Annotated in this window: 13 protein-coding genes; 8 read left to right on the plus strand and 5 right to left on the minus strand. The window is 68.4% G+C overall.

Translation table 11 applies throughout. The annotated features are described in order from the left end of the window. Positions 1-93: 93 nt before the first annotated feature. From ABEB28_RS18035 to ABEB28_RS18060, 6 genes are read left to right on the plus strand one after another with little or no spacing between them, the layout of a single operon-like run. Complete coding sequence (locus ABEB28_RS18035; protein ID WP_345729282.1) at positions 94-1308, plus strand: amidohydrolase family protein; 1215 nt, start codon at positions 94-96, stop codon at positions 1306-1308. Continuing rightward, positions 1308-2141 (plus strand): amidohydrolase family protein, encoded by an 834-nt coding sequence (locus ABEB28_RS18040; RefSeq protein ID WP_345729283.1) that lies wholly within the window; start codon positions 1308-1310, stop codon positions 2139-2141. Before ABEB28_RS18035 ends, ABEB28_RS18040 begins: the two co-directional genes overlap by 1 nt. After that, entirely contained in the window at positions 2138-2923 is a 786-nt protein-coding gene (locus ABEB28_RS18045; RefSeq protein WP_345729284.1) for an enoyl-CoA hydratase/isomerase family protein, read from the plus strand. The genes ABEB28_RS18040 and ABEB28_RS18045 overlap by 4 nt, the downstream gene beginning before the upstream one ends. Positions 2924-2927: 4 nt before the next feature. Further along, positions 2928-4010 (plus strand): acyl-CoA dehydrogenase family protein, encoded by a 1083-nt coding sequence (locus tag ABEB28_RS18050; RefSeq protein ID WP_345729285.1) that lies wholly within the window; start codon positions 2928-2930, stop codon positions 4008-4010. Beyond that, positions 4007-5263, plus strand: a complete 1257-nt coding sequence (locus tag ABEB28_RS18055) for an acyl-CoA dehydrogenase family protein (protein ID WP_345729286.1) — start codon at positions 4007-4009, stop codon at positions 5261-5263. Before ABEB28_RS18050 ends, ABEB28_RS18055 begins: the two co-directional genes overlap by 4 nt. Before the next feature lie 3 nt (positions 5264-5266). Continuing rightward, complete coding sequence (locus ABEB28_RS18060; RefSeq protein WP_345729287.1) at positions 5267-6991, plus strand: class I adenylate-forming enzyme family protein; 1725 nt, start codon at positions 5267-5269, stop codon at positions 6989-6991. A 37-nt stretch (positions 6992-7028) separates the two neighbouring features. Here ABEB28_RS18060 and ABEB28_RS18065 read toward each other — a convergent pair whose 3' ends face one another. Further along, entirely contained in the window at positions 7029-7652 is a 624-nt protein-coding gene (locus ABEB28_RS18065; RefSeq protein ID WP_345729288.1) for a TetR/AcrR family transcriptional regulator, read from the minus strand. A 300-nt stretch (positions 7653-7952) separates the two neighbouring features. Here ABEB28_RS18065 and ABEB28_RS18070 point away from each other — a divergent pair, with 300 nt between their 5' ends. Beyond that, entirely contained in the window at positions 7953-8432 is a 480-nt protein-coding gene (locus ABEB28_RS18070) for an NAD-dependent epimerase/dehydratase family protein (RefSeq protein WP_345729289.1), read from the plus strand. On the opposite strand, the gene ABEB28_RS18075 is transcribed toward ABEB28_RS18070, so the two are convergent. Together ABEB28_RS18075 and ABEB28_RS18080 are read right to left on the minus strand one after the other, a co-directional pair. Further along, the gene (locus ABEB28_RS18075; protein WP_345729290.1) at positions 8433-8981 is read right to left on the minus strand and encodes a DoxX family protein; all 549 of its coding nucleotides are present in this window, start codon (positions 8979-8981) and stop codon (positions 8433-8435) included. A 13-nt stretch (positions 8982-8994) separates the two neighbouring features. Further along, positions 8995-9870 (minus strand): VOC family protein, encoded by an 876-nt coding sequence (locus ABEB28_RS18080; RefSeq protein WP_345729291.1) that lies wholly within the window; start codon positions 9868-9870, stop codon positions 8995-8997. An 85-nt stretch (positions 9871-9955) separates the two neighbouring features. Between ABEB28_RS18080 and ABEB28_RS18085 the strand changes: the two genes are divergently transcribed. Beyond that, positions 9956-10909: an Lrp/AsnC family transcriptional regulator gene (locus ABEB28_RS18085; protein WP_345729292.1), complete on the plus strand. Its 954-nt coding sequence runs from the start codon at positions 9956-9958 to the stop codon at positions 10907-10909. A 440-nt stretch (positions 10910-11349) separates the two neighbouring features. Here ABEB28_RS18085 and ABEB28_RS18090 read toward each other — a convergent pair whose 3' ends face one another. Both ABEB28_RS18090 and ABEB28_RS18095 read right to left on the minus strand, forming a co-directional pair. Continuing rightward, entirely contained in the window at positions 11350-12141 is a 792-nt protein-coding gene (locus tag ABEB28_RS18090) for a MerR family transcriptional regulator (protein WP_345729293.1), read from the minus strand. 39 nt (positions 12142-12180) lie between these two features. Beyond that, entirely contained in the window at positions 12181-13056 is an 876-nt protein-coding gene (locus ABEB28_RS18095) for an alpha/beta fold hydrolase (protein WP_345729294.1), read from the minus strand. Positions 13057-13215 lie beyond the last annotated feature (159 nt).

Consider the following 13215-nt stretch of genomic DNA (forward strand, 5'->3'; position numbering starts at 1 on the left):
GCTGGACACTTGAACAGATTGTGTCTTACCGTTTCGGCAACCGCAACGGTGGTCCGCACGGGGCGAGGGTCGCCGATCCACGGAGGGGTTCCCATGACGTTGACGGCTTCGGAGCAGACGACCAGCACGGTGGTCTACGACCGCCCGTTCGACAGCGACAACCACTACTACGAGACGCTGGACGCATTCACCCGCCACCTGGACCCGAAGTACAAGGACCGCGGGATCCGCGTGATCCAGCGCGGCAAGCGCACCGAGTTGCTGGCCGGTAGCGAGCTGTTCGAGTTCGTCCCGAACCCGACGTTCGACCCCGTCATCGTTCCCGGCTGCCAGGACCTGCTCTTCCGCGGCCAGATCCCGGAGGGTGTGAGCCCGCGCGACCTGATGAAGGTCGAGCCGTTGAGCCCCGCCTACCGCGACCACGGCGTGCGACTGGGGATGATCGAGGAGCAGGGCCTGTCCGGCGTGCTCATGCTGCCGACGCTCGCCTGCGGGGTCGAAGAGGCTCTGAAGAAGGACATCCCCGCGCTGATGGCCAGCGCCAGTGCGTTCAACCGCTGGCTGGACGAGGACTGGGGCTTCGCGTACCAGGGCCGGATCTTCTCCGCCCCGATGCTCTCGTTCGCCGACCCCGACGCGGCGGTCACCGAGCTCGACTGGCTCATCGAGCGGGGTACCCGCGTCGTCTACGTGCGACCGGCCCCGATCCCGGCCGGGTACGGCCGCTCCAAGCCCTTCGGTGCGCCGGAGTACGACAAGGTGTGGGCGAAGCTGGCCGAGGCCGGCATCGTGGTCGCCTTCCACCTCAGCGACAGTGGCTACAACTCCTTAGCCGCCGCCTGGGGCGGTCCCGAGCGGTTCGTGCCCTTCCGGAACCACAACCCGCTGTCCAGCGTCCTCGTCTCCGACCGCGCCATTCACGACACCCTCGCCAGCGTCATCATGGGCGGCGTTCTGCACCGGCACCCGACGCTGAAGATCGCCAGCATCGAGAACGGCTCGGACTTCGTCCACCTGCTGATCAAGCGGCTGCGCAAGCAGGCCAACCAGAGCCCGCACGTGTTCCACGAGGACCCGGCCGACACGATCCGCAAGCACCTGTGGGTGACGCCCTACTACGAGGAGGACATCCGCAAGCTCGCCGACGTCATCGGCGTCGACAAGGTGCTGTTCGGCTCGGACTGGCCGCACGGCGAGGGTCTCGAGACGCCGACCGACTTCGTCAAGGAGCTGCACGCCTTCAACGAGGCGGAGAAGGACCAGATCATGCGCACCAACGCCCTCGACTTGCTCGGCCTGGCCTACTGATGCCGCGGGTCCACGACTGCCTCATCAACGTCCACTTCGGTGACGAGCAGCAGGCCGAGTACATGCACCGCGTCAAGAACGAGTACTTCAAGCGGGCCGACTCCATCTTCGACCCCTGGGACATGTCCGCCGTCCTCGACGAGATGGACGCCAACGGTGTCGAGCGGGCCGTCCTGACCGCCGACGTCCGCAAGCCGGGTGGTTCGCCGTACAAGTTCGTCGACGCCCACCCGGACCGATTCTCCCTCGCGCTGGGTGGATTCGACCTGCTCAAACCGATGCCGACGCTGCGCACGCTGCAGTCGATGGTCGCGGACTACCCGGTCACCTCCGCCAATGTCGGCCCCGCGTTCTGGGGCGACGGAATGTACGCGCCGGACAACGCGGTGTACTTCCCGCTGTACACGAAGTGCGCCGAGCTGGAACTGCCGCTCTGCATGAACACCGGCCTGCCGGGCCCCCCGATCCCCGGCGAGGCGCAGAACCCGATCTACCTCGACCGGGTCTGCGTCCGGTTCCCCGAGCTCAAGCTCTGCATGATCCACGGCGCCGACCCGTGGTGGGACACCGCGATCCGGCTGCTCGGCAAGTACCCCAACCTGCGCCTGATGACCTCGGCCTGGGCACCGAAGTACCTGCCGGAGAGCCTGCTGCACTTCATGCGCACCCGCGGCAAGAACAAGGTCATCTTCGCGTCCGACGCCCCGGTGCTCTCTATCACCCGCACGGTCGGCGAGGCGACGAAGCTCGACCTGCCGCCCGAGGTCATGGACAACTACCTCTACGGCAACGCCGAGCAGTTCTTCTTCCAGAACCTGGGAGTCCACGCATGAGTGACCTCCTCGTGGAACGTTCCGACGGCCTGGTCACGGTCACGTTCAACCGGCCGGCGAAGAAGAACGCGATCAACGCGTCCATGTGGAACGCGCTGGACGGTGTCCTGACCGAAGTGATGTACGACCCGGCCGACCGCGCGCTGATCCTCACCGGGTCCGGGGGGCACTTCTCCGCAGGCGCCGACCTCGGCGGGAGTCCCAGCGGCACGGGGCTGACCGGACGGCCGACCCAGGCGATCGTGCACGAGATGCGCGCGGCCGGGGAGATCGTCCACCGCCTCCAGCGACTGCCGAAACCCACGGTCGCCGCGGTCGACGGCGTGGCGATCGGAGTCGCCCTGGGGCTCGCTCTCGCCTGCGACCTGATCGTCTGCTCCGACCGGGCCCGCTTCGCGGAGGTCTTCGTCAAACGAGGGCTCGCGCTCGACGGCGGGACGTCGTGGACGCTCCCCCGCCAGATCGGGCTCCGACGGGCGAAGCAGCTGGCGTTCTTCGGAGACTTCCTCGACGCCCAGCAGGCGGAGCAGTGGGGATTGGTCAACGACGTCGTTCCGGCCGACGATCTGGCCAAGGCCGCGCAGGAGTGGGGCCGACGGCTCGCGACCGGGCCGACCACCGCATTGAGCCTCATCAAACGCCTGCTGGATGCCGAAGGAAGCTTCGAGCAGGCCCTCGAGGACGAGGCACGGGCCCAGCACATCGCGTACACCACCGAGGACATGAAAGAAGGCATCCAGGCCTTCCTGGAACGCCGCGACCCGAACTTCACGGGTGCGTGAGGCCATGACCGTCGATCTGATACCCGCTCCTACCGAGGAGCAGGCGATGGTGCTCGACGCCACCGTCCGGTTCATCCAGAACGAGTTCCCGCTCACCAGGGTCCGGGAGCGGGTCGACGGCCGGGACGGCGTCGGCAGCGGGTACCGGAAAGGCGCGGCCGAGCTGGGCTGGTTCGGCATGCTCGCCGACGAGACGCACGGCGGCGGCAGCGCGTCGGACAACGGCCTGGTCGACGCCGCGATGATCGCCGCGGAACGCGGGGCGGTCCTCCAGCCGGGGCCGTACGTGGGGCACAGCGTCGTCGTGCATGCGCTGTCCACCGCGGGCGGCGACCCGCGGCTCCCGGATCTCCTGCAGGGCAATTCGTGGGCGACGTGGATCCCCGGCGGCGCCGAGCTACGGGGTTCGGCGCTGCACGGCGTCGTCGGGGCTGCGGCCGAGATCGATGACTGCGCCTGGCTGCTGGTCACCGCCCGGTCGCCGGAAGGGCCGGCACAGCTGCTCGTACCGACCGACGCGCCCGGCCTGACGGTCCACCCCCTCGATGGCCTGGACCTGACGCGTCGCTGGTTCCGCGTCGAGTTCGACGGCGTGGTGCCGGACACGGTCATCGGCGGTCCCGGCGCCGAGACCGCACGGGCTGTCGCACGACAGGAGCAGATCGCCGCTGTGCTCTCGGCTGCCGAAGCCGTCGGCGCGATGCACGCGAACTTCGCGCTCGCGCTGGAGTACGCGAAGTCGCGCATCGCGTTCGGACGGCCCATCGGGTCGTTCCAAGCGATCAAGCATCTGCTGGCCGACACCAGCCTGTGGCTGGAGATGTCCAAGGCCATCGTCGCCAACGCGGCCGAAGCGCTGGGACAACGCGACGTGACCGGCGGAGCGGCCCTCGCCCACGCCGCGAAGTCGTTCGTCGGCGAACGTAGCGCCGAGCTGACGCAGAACTGCTTCCAGATCTTCGGCGGGATCGGCTACACCTGGGAGCACGATCAGCACCTGTTCCTCCGCCGGCTCGCCGCCGAGCGGGTCGCGTTCGGCTCACCGTCCTGGCACCGCGACCAACTTCTGAAGCTGGGGAACCTATGAGCGAGGACCTGGACGCCTACCGGGCACGAGCCCGGGAGTGGATCGCCACCAACCTGGAACGCCGCACTCCCGGCGGCCGCAACCCGATGTTCGGAAGTGACCACCGCACCGACGCGTACATCGCCGAGCAGCGCGCCCTGCAGCGGCGCCTGTGGGAAGCCGGCTACGCCGGTATCACGTGGCCGACGGAGTACGGCGGGCAGGGGCTGGGGCCGGAGTACCAGCGCGCCTTCGACGAGGAAGCCAAGGGTTACGCTCGCCCCGACTTCGGCGTCATCGGCGGCACGACGTTCGGCGTCTGCGCGACGACCATGCTCGCCCACGGATCACCAGAGTTCCTCGAGCGCCACATTCCCCGGGTGTTGGCCGGGGACGAACTCATCGCCCAGTTCTTCTCTGATCCCGAAGCCGGCTCCGACCTCGCTGGTGTGCGCACTCAAGCGGTGAAGGACGGTGACCGCTGGATCCTCAACGGCTCGAAGATCTGGAGCAGCGGCGCTTACCTCGCCGATTACGGGCTCTGCCTGGCCCGCACCAACTGGGACGCCCCGAAACACCGCGGCCTGACCTGGTTCGCGGTACCGACGAACGCCCAGGGCGTCACCGTCCAGCGAATCAAGCAGATCAACGGCGACGCCGAGTTCTGCCAAGAGTTCTTCGACGACGTCGAGCTGACCGATGACGACATCGTCGGGCAGGTCAACGACGGCTGGACCGTCACCCAGACCATGCTGTACTTCGAACGCGGCGGCGGTGGCACCGCGACCGCCCACGCCGCACGGCCGATCGGAATCGCGCCCGATCTGGTAGAGCTCGCCACGGCGGCCGGCCGTCTCGGCGATCCACACGCTCGCGACCTCCTCGCCAAGGCCCATGTCGACGACCTGGTCCGCGCGGCGATGGCGCGCCGGGTGGGTGCACTGATGGCCGCAGATCCGGTCCGGGGCGCCAACATCGCTTCGTACGGCAAGCTCATGTCCGGCGTCTTCGATCCACGTCGGGCCGCGTTCGCGATGGAGCTCGCCGCCGACCACGCGGTCGTCTGGGAGAGCAGCGACTCCCCCGCCGCCGACGCCGCGACCGGGCTGCTGAACGGCAGGTTCATGTCGATCGCCGGCGGGACCTGCGAGATGCAACGCAACTCCATCTCCGAACGCGTGCTCGGGCTACCCCGCGAGCCGTCGTTCGACTCCCGCAAGCCGTTCCGCGACGTGCTCCGGGATGCCCAGAACTGGTCCGGCCGGGTCGGCTGACCGATGCCCCTCAGCGAATCACAACCCACAGCCGACGAAACGACTACCGCCCTGCTGCGGCAGGCACGTCAGACTCTCACCGCGCCCGGTACACCGTTCGAGATCCTCGAGGAGGACGTCCGGGGCAACCGGATGCCGGTGTTCCGCCATCGCATCCCCTCGTTATCCGACCTGTTCCAGACGTCGCGGCGACACGACACCCGCACGTACGTCGTCGACGGCGACGTGCGACTCGACTTCCGGACGCATGCGGAGCTGGTCGACGCGCTCGCGGCCGCCCTGCAGACGGAGTTCCGCGTGCGGCCCGGCGACCGGGTCGCGCTCTACGCCGCCAACCGTTGGGAGTGGATCGTCTGCTTCTGGGCGATCACCGTCGCCGGCGCGATCCCGAGCGCCTTCAACGGATGGTGGAGCGTCGACGAGTTCACCGCGGCCGCCCGCCTGGTGGAGCCGGTCTTACTGATCGGCGACGGACCTCGTCTCGAACGCGCGGCCGAGTCGGGGCTGGCGCTGCGCCTACTCGGAATGGACGAAGATCTCCCGGCCGTGCTGGATCGGCACCGCCGCCTGAGTCCCACGCCGGCGCCGGTCAGCGAGGACGACCCGGCGATGTTGATCTTCACCAGCGGCACGACCGGCCGGGCGAAAGCGGTCGCCGTGCCCCACCGGGCGGTGTCCGGACACCTCCAGCTGGTCGGCCTCGCCGAGACCGCGGCCCGGGTCGCGTTCTTCGGGCAGCCGGTGCCGGCCGCCGACGATCCGGTCCCGGTGAGCGACGACGTCGTCTTGCTGACGTCCCCGCTGTTCCACGTCTCGATGTTGTACGGCGCGGTCTTCCCCACGCTGGCCAAGGGATCCCAGATGGTTGTCGTCCCCGGCCGCTTCGACCCGGAACGCGTCCTCCGGGTGATCGAGCAGGAGCGAGTGACCATGTGGATGGCGCTCGGCAGTGCTGCCCCGCGGCTGTGCGCCTCCCCTGCTCTTGGACGCTACGACACCAGCAGTGTCCGTGTGCTCGGGGTCGGCGGCGCCCCGGTCAGCCCGGCGGTGCAGCGCGGCCTGCGGGAGGCGTTCCCCAGTGCGTCTCAGGCACTCGGCATGGGCTACACCAGCACCGAGGCCGGCGCCACGGTTGCGAGCATCAACGGGCCGGAGTACGTCGCTCATCCGACCTCGACCGGCCGGGTCTTCCCCACCACCACGGTCGAGCTGCGGGATCCCCTCGGCGCACCCGTCCCGGAGGGCGAACTCGGCGAGGTCCACGTCCGCAGCCCGTACGTGATGCTCGGCTACTGGAACGACCCGGATGCCTCCGCCGCGGTGCTCAAGACCGGAGGCTGGCTGGCGATGGGCGACATGGCGCGCCTCCGGAGCGGTCTGCTGTACATCGACTCCCGGGCCCGGGACATGATTCTCGTCAGTGCCGAGAACGTGTCCCCCACCGAGGTCGAGTACCGACTGGACGAGCATCCGGACGTGTTGGAAGCCGCCGTCTTCGCGGTCGACGACGACCTCACGGGCGACGCGGTGTGCGCCGTGGTGGTCACCGGGCCGACGAGCTCCGTGGGCACCGCAGAGCTGACCGCGTGGTGCCGCAGCGGCCTCGCCCACTACAAGGTGCCGACACAGTGGCACCTCACGCAAGAGCCGCTGCCACGGACGGCGAGCGGGAAACTCGTCAAAAGCATCCTGCGGGATCAGCTCACGAACGCGACGATCGACAGCTGACTACGGGCAGTGGCCCGGCGACGGGTCGCCGCCGGAATCACGCCCCGGTCAGGCCATCGATGGCGTACCGCTGCACGAACGAGCTCACCGACTCCGGATCGTCGGCCTCGTACGCGATCGAGGTCTGGAACACCGTGAACGACAAGAGCATCCGGGCCAGCCACTCGCTGGCGTCGTCGACGTCGAGGTCCGTCCGCACCTCTCCGCGTTCCAGTGCGGCTTGGATGTAGGGACGCAAGAATTTCGACGTCCGGCGCAGCGCCTGAGGACTCTGGGTGATCAGCATCCGGATCATCGCCGTCCGACTGTTGCCGAACTGATCCGGGCCCGGGTGAAGGGCCCGGATCATCGTCTCCGAGAACTTCCCGACCTGCTCGGCGAGGCCGGTGCTCGCGTCCATCGCCGCGGCGGCGTCCGCGAAGAACCGATCGGTCGTGCGCTGCGACAAGGCGTCGAGCAGCGTCTCGCGCGAGTCGAAGTACCGGTACAGCGTCCCGCGGGAGACGTTGGCCGCGCGCGCGACGTCGGCCATGCTCGTTTTGCCGATGCCGATCTGCTTCATCAGACGCTCGGTCGCGTCGAGCAACCGCTCAGCCGTGTCGCCGTCGGAGGGACCCGCCTTCTCCGCCAGGCCGGCCGCGGGCCAGAGCCCGTCTGTCATCCTGTCGGTCCCCTCGCCTCGATACGTCTCGACGCAGTCTACGTTCCTGCACTGAAGAGGGGTTGAAACGGTCAATCAGCGACCGGCGGGCGCAGATCAGCGAGTGTCTTCGACCTCGAGGAACACAGCACGGCGGCCGGGGCGAGAGGGAAGCGCCGAGCGCGTCTTCGGGAACCCAACCTCTCCGGACGCGCGCGGAGGTTGATATTCGGGAAATCGGCCCGATGGGCGGGCACCGCTAGCGACCCCCCTCCGCGCGGAGGCATGTCACGGTCTCGCGGGGTACCTCGTCAGGTCGGCATGAACGACATCGTGACCACCGGATCCACCGGCGTCATCGGGCGGCGCGCCGTTCGCGACCTGCTGGCCGCCGGCCACCACGTCACCGGCGTGACGCGATCCGCGCGCGGCCGTGAGCGGCTGCAGAGCCTCGGGGCCAGGGCCATCGAGGCCGACGTGTTCGACGAGGCGCCGCTGCGCCGCGCGTTCGACGGAGCGGACGCCGTCGTCAACCTGCTGACGCACATCCCGAGCGCCGATCGGATGGCCGACCCGTCCGCCTGGGAGGAGAACGACCGCGTGCGCACCGAGGCGTCGACGGCGATCGCGCGCGCTGCCAGTGCCGCCCGCGTACCCCGGCTCCTGCAGGAGTCGATCGCGTTCGTGTACGCCGACGGCGGCGACGCGTGGCTCGACGAGTCCGCGCCGGTCGTCGGCGACGGCGTGACGACAACCGCGCTGACGGCCGAGCACAACGCGCACGTCTGCTATCGCCGCTGATTATTCCCGTGGCGGTGATCGTGGTCGGACAGGTGTCGGGTGCTTGATGCGACGCTCCTGTGCGGCAAGCCAGCCGGTCGGCAGATAGACCTGGTCGACCAGAGCGCGACGGTGATGAAGAGGATCTGTTCCGGGATTCGGAACCACAAGGGGGGTCGCGGGGTCGCCGTTGAGAGGCACGTGTTCGATCGCCGCGTAGACGTTCGCCGGGAGCATCAGTAAGAACAGGACGGCGAGGCCGATCCCGGTGGCGGCGCGGGTTTTGGAGATGACGAGTCCGAGCGCGCTGAGGAGTTCCAGCGCACCGGTCGCATAGACCATCAGGTCGGGGAAGGGCACGAGCGGCGGAACCATGGCCGTCAGGTCGGCGTGGCTGGGCATCGCCGAGACGCTGTCCGGCGCGAAGTGTGCCGCGCCGGTGAAGAGCAGCATCGTGGCCAGCGCGTGGGCTCCGCTGGTCCGCCAGTCGGCGAATCGGCGGATGCCGAGGACCCCCAGCAGCCGGTAACCCAGCCAGGGGCCGATGAGCAGGAGAACAGTGTCGAACATTTTCGTCCTTCGGTCAGCGCGCAGTGAAGAACAGGGCTGCGCCGTAGGCATCGCGGGCCGAGACGAAGAAGCCGTCGCCGGTGGTCCGGGTCGCGGTGCCGCCGTTCTCCACGACGTCACGTGCGGTCGCGAGGTCGTCGACCCGAATGGTCAGGGCAGCCAGGTAGGACGGGGCGGGGACGGGCTGGTCGGGCAGCACGGCGGGGGCATCCGAGGCTCGGACGATCTCCAGCCGTCCGGTGCTCATACGCAGCACGGTGACCGGCCCGCGTCGCTCGACGGTGGGTCGCAGGACGCGGGTGTATCGGTCGGTGGTGTCATCGAAGGCGTCGTCCTCGGCGACGATCAGCACCGCGTCCAGTGCGCGTGCCCCGTTGCGGTGGTGCAAGTAGCGCGGTTGATGCACGTACTCGCGGGTGAGGTGCTGCGCGAAGCCGAGGTGCCCTTCCGGTGTGGAGCGCGGATCGACGTGCACTGCCCGGGCTCGCACCGTCCGCGGTCCGTCCTCGGTGTCGACGTCGCGTTCCAGATCCAGTACGCCCGAGGTGCGGAGTCCGGCGTCGTCGAGGTGTGCGGCGGTGACGCTGGCGTCGGTGGTGTCGAAGTTGAGCAGCCGGAAGCCCTCGTACTCCGCTGCGATCGCCCGGGTGTGCCAGGGGTCGGGCGCCGCGTCGTCCACGATCCCGAGGAGTTCCAGGTAGGCATCGCCGAACAGGGCGCACCGGTTGGCCGTGCAGCCGGGAACCGGCGCCGCGCCGGGATGCTCGGTCAGCAGGTGTCGCGAGCGGGGGCTAAGGGTGAAGCCGAAGGACGTATAGGCGCGCTCGAGCCCGTCCAGGTCACAGGTCAGCAAGCCGACGTGGTGGAAGCCGTTGATAACGCTTGTCATGGCACCGATGCTGAGCCGAATACGGGTCCCCGGCTCTCGGAACTGTCGCGGACGCCGGGATCGGACACCGGACTATGCTCGGCCGGTGGATGCGGACACGCTCGACCCGCTGGACCGGCAGCTCCTGCACGCGTTGCACCTCGACGGGCGGGCTCCCTTCGCCACCATCGCCAACGTCCTCGGAGTATCTGACCGCACGGTCGGCCGACGCGTCGCCCGGCTACGCGCGACCGGTGCGGCCCGGGTCACCGCCGTGGTCGACAACCGCGCCACCGGCTCCGCGGACTGGCTGGTTCGCCTGCGGGTCATGCCCTCGGGAGCCGGCGCCCTGGCTCGGGCGCTGGCCGGGCGTCCCGACACGTCCTGGGTGACGGTTCTGTCCAGCGGAACCGAGATCGTGTGCCTCGTGCGCGCACCTGCCGGAGCTCCGGCTCCGTTGGAAACGCTGACCCGACACCCGCACATCCGCGACGCCTATGCGCACCGAGTGCTGCGACACCTGATGAACCGCCGCTGGGCAGGCCGGACCTCCGCCCTCTCCGACGATCAGGCTGCCGCGCTGCAAGCGCCCCTCTCGGACAACGCCGCACCGATCGCCCTCAACGATCTCGACCGTCGGCTGCTGCCCGCGCTGGCCGCTGATGGCCGTGCCGGGTACCCGCATCTGGCCCGCTCTGTAGGGTGGTCGGAATCCGCGGTCCGGCGGCGCCTGGAGGACCTGCGGCGGTCTGGCGCAGTCCGGTTCGACGTCGAAGCCGACCCGGCACTGTTCGGCTTCTCCACCCAATGCCTGCTCTGGCTGACCGTCGCTCCGCCGCGGCTGGCCGTCGTCGCCCAGGCCGTGGCCGGGGACACTGAGACCGCGTTCGTCGGCGCGATCACCGGCGCGGCGAATCTGCTCGTGATCGCCGTATGCCGCGACGAGACCGCCCTCTACGCCTATCTCAGCGATCGGATCGGAGCGTTGCGCGGCGTCGAGCGTGTCGAAACCGCCCCGATCACCGCCTACGCCAAGCGAGTCGTCCCTGCCCTGCCATGACCGGACGAGAGCCCACCGATGGATTCGCTAAGACATCCCGCCATCACAACCACCTGGCCCGTGCCAACGCTGATCCAGTTGGTCTGGGCGTTGCAATCGGAGTACTCAGAAAATCCCTGCGGATGCCGACGGAAGTCTGTGTCTACTACAGCGCCAACGGCGCCGACAGAATTAGCCGCACGAAGGCCTATAGCCGCGCATTGAATGCACCTCAGAACGCCATTGCCCTTGCTCGCCCCTTCCGATCACGCGGTCGCCGAACGTGCGTTCATGGCAACTAGAAGCGTCAGAGAAGGCATTGCCGCGCCTACGAATCGGCGTCACGCCGCATGGCGGGTGTGAAGGTCGCCTGAAGGGTTGCGTCCAATAGGTGATGTATCCGTTGGCCGCATCCTGAGGTTCATCGAACCGTTAGTGCGCTGGCCGCAGGCCGTGCGCTGTTACGGGTCTTGCTGTGCATCAGTTGGCTGTGCGCGTTCGAGCTTGGTCCACCCGGTCCAGCCTCGCTTCCTCATCAGTTCGATCAATCGACGAGCCGGCGGCACCGCGTCGAACGCCAGCGTGTCCATTAGCGTGGCGAGCGGCGGTTCGACGTCGACGTCGCTCACGTGGTTCTCGCCGTGCTCGTCGGCTATCTGGGTGAGGTAGGCGGCTAGCTTGTCGGCCAACTCGACCAGGTATGTGTCGTCGTGGGCCCGGTCGAAAGCCCGGCCCAAGATGAGATAGAAGTCGATGAGCTGCGGGTCGGCGATCTGTTCGCGCTTGCGTGCTATCCACTCCGGAACTCGCTCAGGTGAATGCGCGGCCAGCGGAATCCAGCCGTCGCGTTCGACTTGGACGATGCGCTCGTCCACACCGAGCGCCCGCAGTCGGTCGAGATATTCCACCACCTCCGGGGGTAGCGCCAGGCTGTCCCCGACGGCGAGACGGGCGATCCGCTGGCGGTGTCGTTGCCGCTCCCGGATCTCTGCCCGCAGCCGCCCATCGATCTCTGCGATCGCTGCCGCGAACGTCTCCTCGTCGGCCCGCAGCAATTCCCGAACGCGAGCGAGTGGAACCCCGGCCTCGGCGAGAGTCCGGATCTTGATCAGCTCCACCACGGCGCGGGCGTCATACCGTCGATATCCCGACTGGTCGCGCTCCGGCTCCGGGAGCAGTCCCTTGGCGTGATAGTGCCGCACCGCGCGCACGGTCACTCCGGCGTAGGACGCCAGCTCACCGATGGTCAGCATCAGACCAGTCTCCTCGCCGGAAGCGCTTATGAAAGACACCTAGTCAGCTGAGCGTCGCTCGCCCCGAATGATCTGGGCGATGTGCTCGGCGTGGGAGAAGACGAGCCCGTGATCGGCGTCCAACCAGAACGTGGAGACGTGCGGCCGGGCACGGGCGAGCCGATCGACGCCGGCACGCCAGTTCAGATTGAGCCGCAGTGCACGCTCGTCGCCGCTGGCGCCGGCCATCGACGTCGACATGATCATCGTGATCGGTTGGTCGATCTGCCGGTATCGGTCGAGGATGCCGGACCGAACCGCGTCGACCTCGAGGTTCACCTCGAGAATATCCCGGCCCGTGAGCAGAACCTGACCCGCGGTCCCCCGCTTGGCTTCCTGCTGCGTCGCCAGACCCTCCCACATCGCACGGAAATCCGGCAGGTCGGCCTCGGTGATGAACCGCTCGGGCACCGGGTTCGCCCCGTCGATGAGAACGAGTTCGGCCACCGTCTCAGGACGCTCAGAGGCATAGTGCACGGCCAGATCCGCGCCCAGGGAATAGCCGACGAGCACGGGCGCCGAAGACAGATCGAGGCGCCGCGACTCCGCCATCACGGCGACGAGATCGCCGAGAAATGCCTCGAAGGAGTACCGGTCGGTGGCTGAGGTGCGGCCGTGCCCTCTGAGGTCGAAGGTCATCACGTCGTTGTCGTGCCGGAGCAACTCGATCAGCGTGTGCAGATCCGCCTGTGTCGAGTTCAGCCCAGGGCAAAGAATGAGTGGTCGCCCCCGGCCGCCGCGAGACACCGGGATCGCGACCCCGTCGTGGTGGACCGTGAAGTGCCGAACCGTCCTGTCGTCTTGCTTGAGCCCTTTCGTCTCGTCGCCGGACCAATCGCGCGGTCCGTCAACGTCAATAGCACCGGTTTTCGTCATGCCAGCCATGCTCAGACATTGACCCTGCGTCAGGGTCAACCTCTCAAGGTGAGATGACCGCCGAACCAGCCACGGCAACCCGGTAACGACCGGCCCGGACCGCCTGCATCGACGCCAAATCGCTATGGAGTCAACGCGGCTGCTCAACACCGCTTTCGC

It is taken from the genome of Cryptosporangium minutisporangium (genome assembly GCF_039536245.1).
Lineage (GTDB): Bacteria > Actinomycetota > Actinomycetes > Mycobacteriales > Cryptosporangiaceae > Cryptosporangium > Cryptosporangium minutisporangium.